This is a genomic window from Micromonospora sp. NPDC050200 (assembly GCF_040656135.1).
Taxonomy (GTDB): domain Bacteria; phylum Actinomycetota; class Actinomycetes; order Mycobacteriales; family Micromonosporaceae; genus Micromonospora.
Window position 1 is genome coordinate 54999 of sequence record NZ_JBFALG010000026.1, and the last position, 17044, is coordinate 72042.

A 17044-nucleotide genomic window follows, 5' to 3' on the forward strand; every position below is an offset into this window, starting at 1 on the left:
ATGCCCGGACAGCGCACGAGACGACGTACCCCCGGCCGGTGGCTGATCGCCGGCCTGCTCACCACCGGACTGCTGGTCTCCGGCGGCGGCCTGCCGGCCCCGGCGGCGGCGGCCCCCGCCAAGCCCGCCGCCGCCCGGGGCGCCGCGCCGGCCCCGGCGTCCGCGGCGGCCCTCGCCGGAATCTCCGCCACCATGACCGCCAGCAGCTTCACCCAGACGTACGGCCCGGCCAACGCCAACGACGGCAACCCTGACACCTACTGGGAGAGCGCCAACAACGCCTTTCCGCAGTGGATCCAGGGCGACCTCGGCGCCACCGTCTCCGTCGACCGGGTGGTGCTGAAGCTGCCCCCGGCCGCCGCCTGGCAGACCCGCACCCAGACGCTGACCGTGCAGGGCAGCACCGACGGCGGCACCTTCACCAACCTGAAGTCGTCCGCCGGCTACACCTTCGACCCGGCCACCGGCAACACGGTGACCATCACCTTCCCCGCCGCCAGCACCCGGTACGTCCGGCTGAACATCACCGGCAACACCGGCTGGCCGGCGGGGCAGGTCTCCGAGTTCGAGGTGTACGGCACGGCGAGCGGGGACACCCAGGCCCCGACCGCGCCCGGCAACCTGGCGTACACCGAGCCGGTCAGTGGGCAGATCAAGCTGACCTGGAACGCCGCCACCGACAACGTGGGGGTGACCGGCTACGACGTCTACGCCAACAACGCCCTGCGCGGCAGCGTCGCCGGCAACGTGTTGACCTTCACCGACAACCAGCCGGTCAGCGCCACCGTCTCCTACTACGTGCGGGCGAAGGACGCCGCCGGCAACCAGTCGGCGAACAGCAACACGGTGACCCGCACCGGCAGCGGCAGCGGCGGCACCAACCTCGCGGTCGGCAAGCCGATCACCGCCTCGTCGTACGTGCACACCTACGTGGCGACCAACGCCAACGACAACAACACGGCCACCTACTGGGAGAGCGCCGGCTACCCGGGCACGCTGACCGTGCAGCTCGGGGCGAACGCCGACGTCAGCTCCGTGGTGCTCAAGCTGAACCCGGACGCGGTCTGGGGCACCCGTAACCAGACGGTGCAGGTGCTCGGCCGGGAGCAGAGCGCCGGCTCGTTCACCAGCCTGGTCGGCGCGGCCAGCTACACCTTCAACCCGGCGTCCGGCAACACGGTGACAATTCCAGTCTCCGCGACCGCCGCCGACCTGCGGCTCACCTTCACCGCCAACTCCGGCGCGCCCGGCGGCCAGGTGGCCGAGTTCCAGGTGATCGGCACCCCGGCGGCCAATCCGGACCTGACCGTCACCGCCCTGTCGGCCAGCCCGGCCAACCCCACCGAGGCCGACGGGATCACCCTCTCCGCCACCGTCCGCAACGCCGGGACGGCGGCCTCCGCGGCCACCAGCGTCAACCTGTACCTGGGTGGCGTGCGGGTCGGCACCGCCTCGGTCGCCGGCCTGGCGGCCGGCGCGTCGACCACGGTCACCGCGAACATCGGCACCCGCGCGGCGGGCAGCTACCCGCTGAGCGCCAAGGTCGACGAGAGCGACACGGTCATCGAGCAGGACGAGACGAACAACAGCTACACCAGCCCGTCCCCACTGGTGGTGAACCCGGTGGCCAGCTCGGACCTGGTTGCCTCGGCGGTCGACTGGACGCCCGGCAACCCGGCGGCGGGCAACACGGTCAGCTTCTCCGTGACGCTGCGCAACGCGGGCAGTGTCGCCTCGGCGTCCGGCGCGCACGGCATAACGCTGACCGTGCTCAACGACGCCGGCACCGCGGTGCGCACGCTGACCGGCTCGTACTCCGGGGTGATCAACGCCGGGGCCACGGCCGGCCCGGTCAACCTGGGCACCTGGACCGCGGTGAACGGCCGGTACACCGTCCGGGTGGCGCTCGCGGTCGACGCCAACGAGCTGCCGGTCAAGCAGCAGAACAACACCAGCGACAAGCCGCTCTTCGTCGGGCGCGGCGCCAACCTGCCGTACGACATGTACGAGGCCGAGGACGGCGTGGTCGGCGGCGGCGCGGCCGTGGTCGGGCCGAACCGGACCGTCGGCGACCTGGCCGGCGAGGCGTCCGGGCGGCGGGCGGTCACCCTCAACACCACCGGCAGCTACGTCGAGTTCACCACCCGGGCCAGCACCAACACCCTGGTCACCCGCTTCTCCATCCCGGACGCGGCGGGCGGCGGCGGCATCAACTCGACGCTGAACATCTACGTCAACGGCACCTTCCACAAGGCCATCGACCTCACCTCCCGGTACGCCTGGCTGTACGGCAACGAGACCAGCCCCGGCAACTCGCCGGGCGCGGGCGGACCGCGGCACATCTACGACGAGGCCAACGTCATGCTCAACTCGACGGTGCCGGCGGGCAGCAGGATCCGGCTCCAGAAGGACCCGGCCAACACCACCACGTACGCGATCGACTTCATCAACACCGAGCAGGTCGCGCCGATCGCCAACCCGGACCCGGCCCGCTACCTGGTGCCAGCCGGCTTCACTCACCAGGACGTGCAGAACGCGCTGGACGCCGCCCGGCAGAGCAGCACGGCGCTCGGGGTGTACCTGCCGGCGGGCACGTACTCGACGGCGCAGAAGTTCCAGGTGTACGGCAAGGCGGTCAAGGTGATCGGCGCCGGCCCCTGGTACACCCGGTTCGCCGCGCCCTCCGGCCAGGAGAACACCGACATCGGCTTCCGGGCGGACGGCACGGCCAACGGCTCGACCTTCTCCGGCTTCGCCTACTTCGGCAACTACACCTCCCGCATCGACGGGCCGGGCAAGGTGTTCGACTTCGCCAACGTGACCAACATGATGATCGACAACGTCTGGGCGGAGCACCAGGTCTGCCTCTACTGGGGCGCCAACACCGACTACGTGACGATCAAGAACTCCCGGATCCGCAACCTGTTCGCCGACGGCGTCAACATGACCAACGGCAGCACCAACAACCTGGTCAGCAACAACGAGGCGCGGGCGACCGGCGACGACAGCTTCGCGCTCTTCTCGGCGATCGATGCCGGTGGCGCCGACATGAAGGACAACGTCTACGAGAACCTGACATCGATCCTGACCTGGCGGGCCGCCGGGGTGGCCGTCTACGGCGGCTACGGCAACACGTTCCGCAACATCTACATCGCCGACACGTTGGTCTACTCGGGCATCACGATCAGCTCGCTGGACTTCGGCTACCCGATGAACGGCTTCGGCGCCGACCCGCCCACCCGGTTCGAGAACATCTCCATCGTCCGGGCCGGCGGGCACTTCTGGGGCTCGCAGACCTTCCCGGCGATCTGGGTCTTCTCCGCCTCGAAGGTGTTCCAGGGCATCCGGGTCAGCGACGTGGACATCGTCGACCCGACCTACAGCGGCATCATGTTCCAGACCAACTACGTCGGTGGGCAGCCGCAGTACCCGATCACCGACACCGTCTTCACCAACGTCTCGATCAGCGGGGCGCGCAGGAGCGGTGACGCGTTCGACGCCAAGTCCGGCTTCGGCATCTGGGTCAACGAGATGCCGGAGGCCGGCCAGGGGCCGGCGGTCGGCTCGGTCACCTTCACCAACCTGCGGTTGAGCGACAACTACCAGGACATCAAGAACACCACCTCCACCTTCACCATCAACCGGAACTGACCGTCGTACCGGAAACCGGACGCCGTCGGAGGGCTCACCGCCGTCCGGCGGCGTCCGGCCAGGGACGCCGCCACGACGGACGTCAGCGGGTCGGGCGCGCCGCGCGACGTCGGCGGTGCCCGGCCGGGCACCGGGCGTAGGCTGACCTGCGTGGATCACGAAGATCGCATCGCCCTGTTCCTCGACTACGAGAACCTCGCGCTGGGCGCGCGCGACCATCGCGGCGGCATGGCCTTCGACTTCCGTCCCATCGCCGACGCCCTCGCCGAGCGGGGCCGGGTGGTCGTGCGCCGGGCGTACGCGGACTGGTCGTACTTCGACGAGGACCGCCGGATGCTCACCCGGTCCCACGTCGAACTCATCGAGATACCCCAGCGCATGGGCGCCTCCCGCAAGAACGCCGCCGACATCAAGATGGCGGTCGACGCGGTGGAACTGGCCTTCGAGCGCGACTACATCTCGACGTTCGTGATCTGCACCGGCGACAGCGACTTCACCCCGCTGGTTCACAAGCTTCGCGAGCTCAACAAGCGCGTGATCGGCGTCGGGGTGGAGAAGTCCACGTCGGCGCTGCTCCCGCCCGCCTGCGACGAGTTCCTCTACTACGACCGCCTGGAGGGGGTGGACATCCCACCGACCCGGGCCCGGCGTGGCCGCCCGGCGCGGCTGCCCAGCCCCGAGCCGCAGCAGGTGGAGCAGGAACCGGAGCCCCAGGCCGCGGCGGAGGAACCGGCCCGGGACGTGGACACCCTCGCGGTCCTCGTGGCCCAGACCGTGGCGGGCCTGCAGGGCAGCTCCAGCGGTGCGGTGACCGCCTCGACGTTGAAGCGCACCCTGCTCAGGAAGGACCCGACCTTCAGCGAGTCCGACTACGGGTTCCGCACCTTCGGTGAACTGCTGCGCCACCTTGCCAAGCAGAACGTCGTCGAGCTGGCGGAGGGCCCCGCCAAGGGCGACCCCGAGGTCTCCCTGCCCGAACACGGTGACCGGGAGGAGGCGTTCGGGCTTCTCCGCACCGTGGTCCAGGAGTTGGCCGGCAGCGACGGCGCGGTGGCGCTGTCCGGCCTCAAGAACCAGCTCCGGCGGGCGCGGCCCGACTTCAGCGAGAAGAAGCTCGGCTACCGCAGCTTCCTCCAGTTCTGCAAGGCGGCCGCCACCAGCGGCGTCGTTCACCTGGAGTGGAACGCCGAGGCCGACGACTATCTGCTCACCCCGCAGGCTTCCTGACGCAACGGGCTCAGCGCAGCGGCAGCCCCAGCCGCCGGCCCGCCTCCCACCGGCACCCCGGTCACCGGTCGAGCGCGGCGGTCAGGCGCCGCGCCTCGGTGACCAGCCGGCTCGACCCGCCGCGCGCGGCGACCTCGGCCAGCCCGGGCACCTCGATCCGGGCGCCGGTCGTGCCCGCCGTCTCCGCCGTCAGCGTCAGCAGATCCGGGGTGCCACGCGGGGTCTTCGGCGCCGCGAGCAGCGCGGGCAACGCGGCGGCGAGCAGTCGCCAGGTGCTCAGCGGGGCACCGGCGGCGGCCGCGTCGCGCAGCGGTTGGAGGGTGCGGGTGAGCGTGAGGTCACCGACGGCGGCGAGGGTGCCGAGGTGGGCCCCGACCGCGGGGGCGTCCAGGTCGCCGGCGGCGGCCAACATCAGGAGGGCGTCGAGGGTGGCGACCCGGTCGGACTCCTGCCGGGCGCCCAGGCCGTACGCGAGGGCGAGGTCGACGGCGGGGCCGCCGTCCCCGCCGCTCTCGGCGAGCAGCGGCAGGATCGCGGCGGCGCCGGGCAGGTCCTGGTCGGCGCCGCTGGCGATGTCGGGCAGTGCGTACGCCGCGACCAGTCCCCGGTAGCCGGGCAGCACGGCCGGCCAGAGCAGGGCCGCGCCGCCGATGTGGCTGTCGACGGATCCGGCCGGCACGGTCAGCAGGCCGAACGGGTCGTCGGCGCCGTCCGGCGGGCTGACCCGCACGTGCGTCCGCTGCCGGGGCAGGTGGTCGTATCCCCAGTCGTAGGCCGGTCGGCGTTCGCGGCGGGGCAGCGTGACCACCCGCTGGTCCGGGGTCGGCAGGCCGCCGGCGCGCAGCCACCCGGCGAGCCGGTCCCCGGCGGGCGTGCCGAGCGCCGCCGCCCTGGCCGCGAGCGGTTCGTCGACGCGCGCGGGCAGCCGCAGCAGGGCCTGCGTCAGGTCCACCTCCCACGCGCCGCGCTCGCCGAGTCGGGCCAGCCGGTCGTACAACGCCTCCGGGTCGATGACGCCGTTGGCCGCGGTCGGGGCCGCGAGCAGGCCAGGGTGGTGGGGCGGGCCGACCCGGTCACCGATCTCGGCCAGCCGGGCGCGCAGCAGCCGGTGCGGCGGTGGCACCCGCGGATCGGCGGACGGTCCGCCCGGCGTCCGGCGCCGGAACGCCGCCAGCATCGCGGCCCACCGTCCCCGCCGGACGCCCCCCTCGACCGGGTCGGCCGCCGCGTGCAGCACCCCGGCGAGGAGACCGCACAGGCAGCACGGATCCCAGGAGTGCTCCTGCGCGCCGCCGCGATGGCGGCGCAGCACCGGGGCCAGGGCGTCGCCCAGCCGGGGCCGGTCGAGGCTGGCCAGCCGGACCACGGCATCGAGCACCCGTTCCAGACCGGACGCCGTCGTGGGGCCGCCGAGCAGGGCGGCCACCTCCTCAGCCAGCTCGTCCGGGTCGGTGATCGCCGGTAGCGCGGGCAGCGGGCCGGCCGGTGGCGGCAGGTCGTCGCCCACCGTGCCGACCACGACCGGCGGGGCGACCACGTGCCCGTGCCGGGCGGCCAGCGTGCAGGCCCGGTCGCGGACGTCCGCCGCCGGGTGGTCGCCCGCCGTCGCGATGACCGCCGCGATCTCCGCCACCCGGTCGGGGTGCCGGCGGGCGAGCTGGTCGAGCCAGCCGAGCTGAGCGCGTACCAGCGCCTTGTCGGGCCGGACGAGGACGGCCCGGGACGCGTCGAGCAGGCCCTCGATCTCCAAGCCGTCGACAGCCCGCAGCGTCTTCTGGGCCATCGACGCGATGGACCCGGGGGCGTCAGCCAGCAGGCGCAGGTAGTCACCGCGCCGCCGGTCGGTCTCCGCGGCGGTGGGCTCCAGCAGGGTGTGCAGGGCGACGAACGCGCGCAACGCGCCCGGCCGGTCGCCGCGCAGCAACCGGCTCAGGCAGCCGTCCAGCAGCGTCGTCCGGTCGAGGCGACCTTCGCCGGCCAGCCGCGCCAGCGCGCGCGGCAGGGCGAGCTTCTCGTCGGTCATGAACTCGTCGAAGATCATCCGTGCCCCGGCGCCGTCCACCTCGAACAGGCGGGGCACCAGCGGATCGAGGAACGGGTCCGCCCGGAGCCGGTCGACCAGCGGAATCCGCCGCTGCGACTCCGGCGGCCACGCCATCCGGCCGAGCCAGCCCTCCACGAACCGGTCGCCGGTGGGTGGCGCGACCTTCTCGGCGGTGAGGAGATCCGCGACGAATCCCCAGCCGGACCCGGGGTTCGCCTTGTCGAGCCGGTCCGCCAACCGGTACGCCAGCTCGGGCAGCCAGGTCACCCCGCGCGTCCGCGCGACCTGGACCACCGGGCCCGCGTCGGTGGCCCGCAGCGACACGTTCCGGCGGCCCAGCAGCTCGGCCGCTCTCGCCGCGGTGGGCAGGCAGCCGACCGCGGCCACCGCCAGGGCCGTCGCCTCGTCGTTCCACCACCAGTTGTCGCGCCGTCGGCGCACGTGGGCCACCAGCCCGTCGGCGAACTGCCGCCGCCGCTCGTCGTCGAGGCCGGTGACCGCGGCGACGGCCGCGTCGACATCGCCCCGGACCAGGAACTCGAACGGATCCGTCATGCCCCGACCTCCACCGGCGCGGTCACCGTCGACGTGCCCACCATCGTCGTGGCGAGCGCGTGCTTGCAGGGCCCGCGCTGACCGCGGTGCCGCGCCCACCAGGGGCAGGAGCAGGTGTACGAGCCATCCGGCCGGCGACGGACCCGGTAGACCTCGTCACCGTGGCGTACGGTCGCCGCCTCGCCGTCGAGCGTGACCGCGCCCGCGTCGACCAGCGCCCGCGCCCCGACCAGCCGGGGGTTGTCCCGTTCGGCCCGGCCGGCGTCGTACGGCAGCACCCGGTGGAAGTACGCCGCCTCGGCCACGTCGAAGCCGACCCGGCCGGCGGTGCCCAGTTGGGTCAGCGCGGACCGGACCCGGTCCGCCGGGATCGCCGCCGAGGCGGCCAGCGCGTGGACGTCGATCGTCGGGTCCCAGGACAGCAGCGCGCCGACCAGCGCGGCGTCGTCGGCGACGTCGTCCGTGGCGAGCGCGGTCAGCGCGCCGCCCTCGCCGGAGAAACCTCGGTAGGGCTCCGGCGACAGGGTCAGCGACAGCCGCAGCGCGCCGGTGTCGAGCTGCCACACGCTCGGCAGCGGCGGGGACCCGGCCGCCGCCGGTGGCCCGTACACCCGCAGGGTCTTCGCGTACCGGAGCAGCGCACGCAGCGTGGTCAGCCGTCCGGCGCCGGCCAGGCACACCGCGCCGGGCAGCGGGCGCGAGGTCAGCCGCAGTGAGCGCCCGGCCGGCACCACCCAGAGCACCGACCGGTCGTTGCCCGCCGGCAGCCGGCGCAGGAAGGCGACCGCCTCCGCCGCCGGGATCTCCGCCCTGGGTGCCATGGCCGCGGCGATCAGGTGGACCTCGGCGAAACCCCGCAGCCAACGCCCGGGCAGCGGCACCTTCTTCTCCACCACCGGGCCGTCGAGGGTGGACACGGTCAGGTCGTCCGGCCCCACCGACAGGTGCAGCGGGTCGAGGCCGCCCACCCGGGCCAGCGCCTCCCGCAGTGGTGCGTTCACGTCGACGTTGGTGGTGCCGTGCTCGACGATGTCGCCGTCGAAACCGGCCGGCACGACGTCCAGGCGCGCGTACACCCCGCAGCAGCCAGAGAACGACTCGAAGCGCATCCGGTCCCGGCTGCCGGTGACCACGGGATCGAGGCTCGCCGGGCTGACCGGCTGGTGGTACCGGGTCCGGGCGACCTCAGCGACCGCCAGCAGCCCCGCGGCCGCCGCCTGCGGAGTCGTCAGGAAACCCGAGAAGAACCGCGGGTTGGTCGCGGGCCCGCCGCTGGTCTGTAGCGCCAGGGCACCCCGGTGCAGCGTGGACGGCTGGAGGTAGCGGTACGTCTGAAGGGCGTTCACGGCTGCACACCGTACGAGTGACCCCCGACACGGTGTCCCCGGCCGGCAGCCGGATGCCGGCGCAGGAACGGAGGGGCACCAGCGCAACCTGCGGGAACTCCGCGATCGTCGATGGCGCGGGTCGGCCGGACAACCGTGGCCGCCCACCAGGGCGTGTGGCAGGCTGGAGCGGTGCGCGTGTCGTTGACCGGCGTTGTGCTGGTGGTGGCCGTGCTGGTGGCCGCCTCCGTCTTCGGCGGGTGGCGTCGGCGATGCGACGGCCGGTTGCGTCCGACCGCCGAGGCGGCCGGGGCCGCCGGCGCGGACACCGCCACCCTCGCCGCCCTCGGCGTGCGCCCCGGCGAGGTCACGCTGGTGCAGTTCTCGTCTGCGGTCTGCGCCCCCTGCCGGGCCACCCGCCGCATCCTGGAGCAGGTCGCGGCCGACACCCCGGGCGTCCACCTGCTGGAGGTCGACGCCGAGCGGCACCTCGACCCGGTGCGCGCGCTCGACGTCTGGCGTACCCCCACCGTGCTGATGCTCGACAACACCGGATGGGTCGTGCGGTGCGTCTCCGGCGTTCCGGCGCGGGACGAGTTGACCGAGGCGCTGGGGCCGCTGCTCGCCGGGGCCGGGCGATGACCGGCGTGGCGTTGACCCGCCGGCGGACGGTGGATCACGGCGGCTTGTCGGCCAGCCTCTGTCCGCCCTTCCGCTCCGCCTGACGTCCTCGCCCCGCGCGTCGCCCGGACAGGCCGCCCCTCGTCGCCGAACGGAACCCCCTCATGCTGCTCGACCCTCGCGCGCCCCGGTTCGCCACGGCCGTCACCACCGTCGTCCTCTCCGCCGCGCTGATCACCGGCTCCGTGCCGGTGCTGCTCGCCCAGGCGGCCGTCTTCGCGCTGACCGCCGCGAGCCCACGCCTCGGCCCGTACGGGCTCTTCCACCGGGCGGTCGTGGCGCCCCGGCTGGACCCGCCCACCGAACTCGAACCGACCGCCCCGGTGCGCTTCGCGCAGTTCGTCGGCCTGGTCTTCACGCTGGTCGCGGTGGTCGGGCACCTGGTCGGCGTACCAGCACTCGGGGTGGCGGCCACCGGTGCGGCGCTGGCCGCCGCGTTCCTCAACGTGGCCTTCGACATCTGCCTCGGATGCGAGGCGTACCTGGCGCTGCGTCGGCTGACCGGCCGGCCGCTCGCCGCCCGGGTGCCGACGGGTTCCTGACCCGGCCGGGTCACGTCGGGCGGTACTCGACCTCCGGGCGTCCGGGCGTGCCGTAGCGGGGGCTTCGGGTCACCCGGCCGGCGTCGGCGAGGTGTTCCAGGTAGCGCCGGGCGGTGACCCGGGACATGCCCGTCCGCTCCGCGACCTCTGACGCCGACTGGCCGGGCCGGCTGCGCAGCGCGTCCAGCACCGCGTCGAGGGTCGGCGCGACGAGCCCCTTGGGCAGCGTGTCCGGCGCGGTGCCGCGCAGGGTGGCGAGCATCCGGTCCACCTCGTGCTGGGCCGCCACCGCGCCACCGGCCGACGCCTGCGCCCGGTACGCGGCGTACCGCTCGAGCTTGTCCCGGAACGCGGCGAAGGTGAACGGCTTGAGCAGGTAGTGGGTCACCCCGAGGGCGACCGCCGCGCGCACCATGCTCAGGTCCCGGACCGAGGTGACCGCGAGAACGTCGGCGGAGCTGCCCGCCGCGCGCATCGCCCGGCACACGTCCAGCCCGTGCATGTCCGGCAGGTTGAAGTCGAGCAGCACCAGGTCCACCCGGTCGCCTGAGCGCAGCACGGACATCGCCGCGCGGGCCGTGTGCGCCACCGCCACCACCAGGAATCCCGGGATCCGCTCGGTGTACGCGCGGTGCGCCTGCGCGATCAGCTCCTCGTCCTCGACGACCAGCACCCGGATCTCGTCGCTCACGCCCGCGTCCCGAGGGTGAGCGGCAGCTGGATGCGGAAGACGCTGCCGCCTCCCGGGGCGGGGCCCACCTCGTACCGGCCGCCGTGCCGGGCGATGACCTGCCCGACCAGGGCCAGCCCGAGACCCCGGCCTTCGCGCTTGGTCGACCAGCCGCGGCGGAACGCGTCGGCGACCTGGTCCGGGGGCAGCCCGGGCCCGTTGTCACCCACCTCGACGACCACCTCGCCGTTCCCCTCGGTCACCCGGACGCGTACCCGTCGGGGTGCTTCCGCCGTGGCGACGGCCTCCAGGGCGTTGTCGACCAGGTTGCCCACCACTGTCAGCAGGTCGGCGGTGGGCAGGGTGCCCACGTCGAGCCGGGAGTCCGAGTCGACGCGGAGCTCGACGCCCCGCTCGGCCGCCTGGGCGGACTTGCCGAGCAGCAGCGCGGCGAGGGCCGGCTCGGCGATCGCCCCGACCACCTGGTCGGTCAGCTGCTGGGCCAGGGCCAGTTCTTCGGTGGCCAGTCGGACGGCCTCGTCGGCGCGTCCCAGCTCGACCAGGGTGAGCACGGTGTGCAGGCGGTTCGCGGCCTCGTGCGCCTGGGACCGCAGCGCCTCGGTGAGCCCGCGCACGGAGTCCAGCTCGCTGCTGAGCGCGCGCAGCTCGGTGTGGTCGCGCAGGGTCAGCACGCTGCCCTGGGCGCGGCCGTCGAGCGCGGTCGGACGCTGGTTGGCGACCAGCGACCGGTCGGCGCTGAGGAACAGCTCGTCGTGCGCCGCCCGACCGGAGGCGGCCAGCTCGACCAGGGCCGGGGGCAGGTCCAGCCCGGCGAGCGGCTGGTCGACCAGCGGCGCGTCCGCGTCGACCCCGAGGAGACGGCGTCCCTCGTCGTTGATCAACGCGATCCGTCCGTCGGCGTCGACCACCACCAGGCCTTCGCCGACCGAGTGCAGGACGGCGTCGTAGTACTCGTACATCCGGGTCATCTGGGCCGGACCGAGGCCGTGGGTCTGCCGTCGCAGCCGCCGGCTGAGCAGCCAGGAACTCAGCCCGGCCAGGGCCAGCACCAGCCCGGTGACGGCGAGCAGGACGGGCGCCCGGCCCAGCAGTTTCTGGTTGATCGACTCGGTGGTGATGCCGACCGACACCAGCCCGGTGACCGTGCCGTCCGGGCCACGTACCGGGACCACGGCGCGCACCGACTCGCCGAGGGTGCCGGTGTTGACCACGGTGTAGGGGCGGCCGGTCAGGGCCGGGCCGATCTCGCCGATGAAGGGCTGGCCGATCCGGGCCGGGTCGGGGTGGGAGTAGCGCGTCCGGTCCGGGGCCATCACCACCACGAAGTTGGTGCCCGTCCCCTTCCGCACCGATTCGGCGTACGGCTGGAGGGCGGCCGCCGGGTCGGGGGCGCGCAGCGCGGCGCCGACCTCGGGCGCCCGGGCGACCGTCTCGGCCACCGCGAGCACCTCGTCCGTGGCGGCCTCCCGGGCGTCGGCGCGGGCGAGCAACGCGGCGCCGACCGCGCCCGCGGCGACGAGCAGGGTGACCACCAGCGCCTGCAGGGCGAAGAGCTGCCCGGCGATGCTCCACTTCCGTGTGGTCATGTCCCCCCTCGGATCAGGTCGTCGTTTCGTCGACACTTCACGTCGGTGAACAGAATGAACGCAAGGCTGCTTCCGGTTGAGACCTGGACCACAGTCTCACCCATGCAGACCCCCACCACCAGCACACCTGCCGTGCCGTCCCGCCGGGACCGCACCCACTACCTGTACCTCGCGGTGATCGTCGCGGTCCTCGCTGGCATCGTCGTCGGCTTCGTCGCCCCGGAGTTCGCCAAGGAGCTCAAGCCCATCGGCACCGGGTTCGTGGCCCTGATCAAGATGATGATCAGTCCGATCATCTTCTGCACCATCGTGCTCGGCGTCGGCTCGGTCCGGCAGGCGGCCAAGGTCGGCAAGGTCGGCGGCCTCGCGCTCGGCTACTTCCTGATCATGTCCACGGTCGCGCTGGTGATCGGGCTGGTCGTCGGGAACCTGATCCACCCCGGCGCGGGCCTTCATCTCAACTCCGAGTTGGCCGGGGCGGGGCAGAAGGCGGCCGGCGGGGCCAGCGAGGGCACCGTCGACTTCCTCCTCGGCGTCATCCCGACCTCGCTGCTCTCCTCGCTGACCGGTGGGGAGGTGCTCCAGACGCTGCTGGTCGCCCTGCTGGTCGGCTTCGCGGTGCAGGGCATGGGTAGCCGGGGCGAACCGGTGCTGCGCGCCGTCGGCGTGATCCAGCGGCTGGTGTTCAAGGTGCTGGCCATGATCATGTGGGTGGCGCCGATCGGCGCGTTCGGTGCCATCGCCGCGGTGGTCGGTGCGACCGGCGTGGACGCGCTGAAGAGCCTGGCCCAGATCATGCTCGGCTTCTACGCCACCTGCCTGATCTTCGTCGTGGTGGTGCTCGGCCTGCTGCTCCGGCTGGTCGCCCGGGTCTCGATCTTCTCGCTGCTGCGGTACCTGGGCCGGGAGTTCCTGCTGATCGTCTCGACCTCCTCCTCGGAGTCGGCGCTGCCCCGGCTGATCGCCAAGATGGAGCACCTGGGCATCAGCCGTCCGGTCGTCGGCATCACCGTGCCGACCGGCTACTCGTTCAACCTCGACGGCACCGCGATCTACCTGACCATGGCCTCGCTCTTCATCGCCTCGGCGATGGGGAACCCGCTGTCGGTCGGCGAGCAGGTGTCGCTGCTGGTCTTCATGATCATCGCCTCGAAGGGCGCCGCCGGCGTGACCGGCGCCGGCCTGGCCACGCTGGCCGGTGGGCTCCAGTCGCACCGGCCGGACCTGGTCGACGGCGTCGGGTTGATCGTCGGCATCGACCGGTTCATGTCCGAGGCGCGGGCGCTGACCAACTTCGCCGGCAACGCGGTCGCCACCGTGCTGGTCGGCACCTGGACCCGCGAGTTCGACCGCGAGCAGGCTCGGGCGGTGCTGGCCGGCGAGCGCCCTTTCGACGAGAGCACCATGGTCGACGACGACCACGGCGCGGGCGATGCCCCGACCGCCGGCGAGCGGGCGGCCACCGCGACGCCGGCGGCCGAGCCGGCGCGGGTCGGCCACTGACCGCCTCGCGCACACGACGGGCCGTCCCGGCAGCGGGGCGGCCCGCCGCGCCTTCCGCTCAGCGGTGCCGCCACCGACGCAGCGCGTACAGCGCCGCGCTGACCGCGAAGAGCCCTCCGCTCACCGCCAGCCAGCGGGCCAGCAGCGGCCGGGGGGTCAGGCCGGTCGCCGCCGTGTACGTGCCGTCGCCGAGCCCGAGGATGCTGGGCAGGTAGACGAGCAGGAGCAGCCCGGCGGCGAGCGCGGGCAGCCGCACGTGGTTCAGCGCCGACGGGGTGCCCCGGCGGCCCGCACCGGCCCGCAGCGTCCGGTCGGCCAGGGCGTAGACCGGGAACAGGACCAGGTCGTGGGCGATGACCGCGCCGAGGAACCAGAGCAGCATCCGAACCGCGGCCGGTTCCCCGGACAGTCGCAGCACGATCCAGCCCGTCACCGCGAAGCAGCCGAGCAGGAGCAGCAGGTGCCAGGGCGCGGCGCCGTAGCCGCGCCGGAAATCAGCCATCGTCCCGTCCCTCGAAGGTGATCTCCCGGACCCACTTGGTGCAGTGCACGCCGGGCAGCGCCGGCACGATGACCCGCGCTGGATGGCCGTGGTCGAGGGAGAGGTCGGCCCCGTTGACCCGTAGGGCGAGCAGCGAGTCCGGGTCGCGGACCTGGTTGGCCTGCAGCCGGGCCTGGCGGAACAGGCCGGCTCGTTCCAGCGACCGGACCTGCGCCGAGGCCGCCTCGGGCGCGCCGACCAGGGCGGCCAGGTCGCGCAGCCGCACTCCGGTCCAGGTCTGTTCCGTCGACCAGCCCTCCACGCAGGCGATCGGCAGGTCCACGGTGTGCTGAGCCATCGCGAGCAGCCCGGCCCGGTCCAGTTCGACGGTGCGGCCGCCACCGCGCAGGGTCAGCCGCCAGCCCGCCCCGGTGTCGGCCGGCTGGATGCCGGCCGCGGCGGCGCTGCGGTTGACCTGGAAGCCGTTCGGCCCGGTGCCGGGCTGCCCGCCCCGGGGCAGCAGCAGGGCGGTGCGGCGCAGCACCCCGTCCAGGGTCTGCCCGACGGTCAGCGCGGCCAGCAGCAGCGCGCCGCCGCCGGCCAGGGCCAGCACCCCGCGCCGGCTCATCGTCGCCGGCCCGGGCCGCCGGGACACCAGGCCGTCCGGATCCGGCGGCTCCGGCCGGGTGTCGATCATGGGGGTACGCGCGAAGCCCGGACCGCGCAGCGCGGTGACCATCCGGGGCAGCTTGATCGCGACGTGGGTGACCAGGGCGGCGGTGAAGACCCACGCGCCGTACCAGTGCGCGGTGTAGAAGTCGAACCCGAACAGGTACGCGTACTGGATGTTGAGCAGGCCGGTGGCGATCTCGAAGAGGATCCCCCCGACCAGCAGCACCAGCGACAGCCGCTCCAGCACCTGCGCCACCGAACGGGCCGGCGGCCAGTCGAAGAGCTTCGGCACCACCGACCAGAGCTTGGTCAGCACCACCGGGACCAGCACGATGCCGAGCGTCACGTGCAGGCCCTGGGTGAGCCGGAACAGCCAGGCCGGTCGGGTCGGCCAGGCGAACACGGGCGGGTGCAGCCAACCCACGTCCGGCGGGAACGCCTGACCGAAACGGGGGCCGTAGGCGATCCAGTCCAGCAGGCCGGTGACGAACACCAGCGGCAGGGTGGCGAGCAGGACGGCGCCGAGCACGGAGGTCAACCAGGGACCGCGCACCGGGCTGCGCCAGGCGTCGGCGGTGGCGTCGACGCCGGGCGGGCGGTGCCGGTCCAGCGCCCGCCACAGCCGTGCCGGGTAGGCGTACCCGTGGGGGGCGGTCGTGCCGGTGGACGGCCCGGCGGCGGAGGGTCGACGCCGCGCGCCGGACGGCCCGGACCGGTCGGACGCCCGCCCTGGCCCGTCCCGGTCGGGCGTCGGGCCGCCGGGCGGTGGCGGCGGATCGGCGGGCACGGGTTCCTCCTGCGGCGAGAGTGCTCGGGCGGGCCGGGCGTGGCGGGCCCTGTGCAGGACGCTAGACGGCGACGCCGCCCGCCGAACGGCTTTGCCGCATTACCGATGGCTTACCGTCCGTCCCTTACGGAGTGCTGACGTCCGGCCCGAACCGGCCCGCCGGGACGGCGGACTGACCTAGCGTGACGGGAATGCGGGTACTGGTCACCGGCGCGGCCGGGTTCATCGGATCGCAGGTCGCGGACCTGCTCGTCGCCGAGGGGCACCGGGTCGTGTGCCTGGACGCGTTGCTGCCGCAGGCGCACGGGGGCGCGCTGCCCGAGTGGTCCCGCCGGCACGACCCGGTGGTCGGCGACGTCCGGGACCCGGGGCTGCTCGACGACCTGCTGGCCGGGGTCGACGCGGTCTGCCACCAGGCGGCGATGGTCGGGCACGGGCTGGACCCGTCGGACGCTCCCGACTACGCCAGCCACAACGACTACGGCACGGCGGTGCTGCTCGCCGCGATGCACCGGGCCGGCGTGTCCCGGCTGGTGCTGGCCAGTTCGATGGTGGTCTACGGCGAGGGGCGCTACACCTGCGCCCGGCACGGCGTCGTCCGGCCCGCCCCGCGCCGCGATGCCGACCTGGCCGCTGGCCGGTACGACCCCACCTGCCCGGACTGCGCCGGCACCCTCGCCCCCGCGCTGGTGCCCGAGGACGCCCCGCTGGAGCCGCGCAGCACGTACGCGGCCAGCAAGCTGGCGCAGGAGCACCTGGCCGCCGCCTGGGCCCGGCAGACCGGGGGCGGGGTGTGGGCGCTGCGCTACCACAACGTCTACGGTCCCCGGATGCCCCGCGACACCCCGTACGCCGGGGTCGCCTCGATCTTCCGGTCCGCGCTGGCGGACGGCCGGCCGCCCCGGGTCTACGAGGACGGCCGGCAGCGGCGCGACTTCGTGCACGTCACCGACGTGGCGCGGGCGAACCTGCTGGCGCTGGCCGCGCCGGCCCCGGACGGCCTGGTGCCGGTGAACGTCTGCTCCGGCGAGCCGCACACCGTCGGCGACCTGGCCGCCGCGCTGGCGGCGGCGATGGGCGGGCCGGCGCCGGTGGTGGTCGGCGGGGCGCGGGCCGCGGACGTGCGGCACGTGGTCGCCGACCCCGGCCGCGCGCGCGAGCTGCTCGGCTACACCGCCCGGGTCGGTTTCGTCGACGGGGTGACCGCCTTCGCCAGCGACCCACTGCGCGAACCCGCCGCCGTGGCCGTCTGACCGAGCGGGGCCCGGGTCCTCTGCCGGCGGCCGGCCCGGGCGTGTC

12 protein-coding genes are annotated in these 17044 nt (G+C 74.0%); 6 read left to right on the forward strand and 6 right to left on the reverse strand.

The annotated features are described in order from the left end of the window. Positions 1-3651 carry a discoidin domain-containing protein gene (locus AB0I41_RS18690; RefSeq protein WP_357108770.1) on the forward strand — a complete coding sequence of 1217 codons (3651 nt, stop codon included), beginning with the start codon at positions 1-3 and terminating at the stop codon, positions 3649-3651. Between the two features lie 150 nt (positions 3652-3801). After that, positions 3802-4878: a PIN domain-containing protein gene (locus tag AB0I41_RS18695; protein ID WP_357108773.1), complete on the forward strand. Its 1077-nt coding sequence runs from the start codon at positions 3802-3804 to the stop codon at positions 4876-4878. A 61-nt stretch (positions 4879-4939) separates the two neighbouring features. On the opposite strand, the gene AB0I41_RS18700 is transcribed toward AB0I41_RS18695, so the two are convergent. Further along, positions 4940-7477: a DUF6493 family protein gene (locus AB0I41_RS18700; protein WP_357108775.1), complete on the reverse strand. Its 2538-nt coding sequence runs from the start codon at positions 7475-7477 to the stop codon at positions 4940-4942. Then, complete coding sequence (locus tag AB0I41_RS18705; protein ID WP_357108778.1) at positions 7474-8823, reverse strand: SWIM zinc finger family protein; 1350 nt, start codon at positions 8821-8823, stop codon at positions 7474-7476. The genes AB0I41_RS18700 and AB0I41_RS18705 overlap by 4 nt, the downstream gene beginning before the upstream one ends. A 171-nt stretch (positions 8824-8994) precedes the next feature. On the opposite strand from AB0I41_RS18705, the gene AB0I41_RS18710 reads away from it, so the two are divergent. Next, the gene (locus AB0I41_RS18710; protein WP_357108781.1) at positions 8995-9444 is read left to right on the forward strand and encodes a thioredoxin family protein; all 450 of its coding nucleotides are present in this window, start codon (positions 8995-8997) and stop codon (positions 9442-9444) included. A 143-nt stretch (positions 9445-9587) separates the two neighbouring features. Further along, positions 9588-10025: a DUF4395 domain-containing protein gene (locus AB0I41_RS18715; RefSeq protein ID WP_357108784.1), complete on the forward strand. Its 438-nt coding sequence runs from the start codon at positions 9588-9590 to the stop codon at positions 10023-10025. Positions 10026-10035: 10 nt separating this feature from the next. Here the strand turns inward: AB0I41_RS18715 and AB0I41_RS18720 are convergent, their stop codons facing one another. Together AB0I41_RS18720 and AB0I41_RS18725 are read right to left on the reverse strand one after the other, a co-directional pair. Continuing rightward, the gene (locus AB0I41_RS18720) at positions 10036-10716 is read right to left on the reverse strand and encodes a response regulator (protein WP_357108787.1); all 681 of its coding nucleotides are present in this window, start codon (positions 10714-10716) and stop codon (positions 10036-10038) included. Further along, entirely contained in the window at positions 10713-12302 is a 1590-nt protein-coding gene (locus AB0I41_RS18725) for a sensor histidine kinase (RefSeq protein ID WP_357108790.1), read from the reverse strand. The genes AB0I41_RS18720 and AB0I41_RS18725 overlap by 4 nt, the downstream gene beginning before the upstream one ends. 102 nt (positions 12303-12404) lie before the next feature. Here AB0I41_RS18725 and AB0I41_RS18730 point away from each other — a divergent pair, with 102 nt between their 5' ends. Then, on the forward strand, positions 12405-13805 hold the full coding sequence (locus AB0I41_RS18730; protein ID WP_357108793.1) for a cation:dicarboxylase symporter family transporter: 1401 nt from the start codon (positions 12405-12407) through the stop codon (positions 13803-13805). 58 nt (positions 13806-13863) lie between these two features. On the opposite strand, the gene AB0I41_RS18735 is transcribed toward AB0I41_RS18730, so the two are convergent. After that, the gene (locus tag AB0I41_RS18735) at positions 13864-14307 is read right to left on the reverse strand and encodes a hypothetical protein (protein WP_357108795.1); all 444 of its coding nucleotides are present in this window, start codon (positions 14305-14307) and stop codon (positions 13864-13866) included. Continuing rightward, entirely contained in the window at positions 14300-15580 is a 1281-nt protein-coding gene (locus tag AB0I41_RS18740; RefSeq protein ID WP_357108879.1) for a molybdopterin-dependent oxidoreductase, read from the reverse strand. Before AB0I41_RS18740 ends, AB0I41_RS18735 begins: the two co-directional genes overlap by 8 nt. Positions 15581-15936: 356 nt before the next feature. On the opposite strand from AB0I41_RS18740, the gene AB0I41_RS18745 reads away from it, so the two are divergent. Then, positions 15937-16998 (forward strand): NAD-dependent epimerase/dehydratase family protein, encoded by a 1062-nt coding sequence (locus AB0I41_RS18745; RefSeq protein ID WP_357108798.1) that lies wholly within the window; start codon positions 15937-15939, stop codon positions 16996-16998. Positions 16999-17044: the final 46 nt, after the last annotated feature.

Excerpts from the sequence above, each read along its gene's own strand:
- AB0I41_RS18690 (WP_357108770.1), top strand. The coding sequence starts at position 1 with ATGCCCGGACAGCGCACGAGACGACGTACCCCCGGCCGGTGGCTGATC.
- AB0I41_RS18700 (WP_357108775.1), bottom strand. The coding sequence starts at position 7,477 with ATGACGGATCCGTTCGAGTTCCTGGTCCGGGGCGATGTCGACGCGGCC.
- AB0I41_RS18715 (WP_357108784.1), top strand. The coding sequence starts at position 9,588 with ATGCTGCTCGACCCTCGCGCGCCCCGGTTCGCCACGGCCGTCACCACC.
- AB0I41_RS18725 (WP_357108790.1), bottom strand. The coding sequence starts at position 12,302 with ATGACCACACGGAAGTGGAGCATCGCCGGGCAGCTCTTCGCCCTGCAG.
- AB0I41_RS18730 (WP_357108793.1), top strand. The coding sequence starts at position 12,405 with ATGCAGACCCCCACCACCAGCACACCTGCCGTGCCGTCCCGCCGGGAC.
- AB0I41_RS18735 (WP_357108795.1), bottom strand. The coding sequence starts at position 14,307 with ATGGCTGATTTCCGGCGCGGCTACGGCGCCGCGCCCTGGCACCTGCTG.
- AB0I41_RS18745 (WP_357108798.1), top strand. The coding sequence starts at position 15,937 with ATGCGGGTACTGGTCACCGGCGCGGCCGGGTTCATCGGATCGCAGGTC.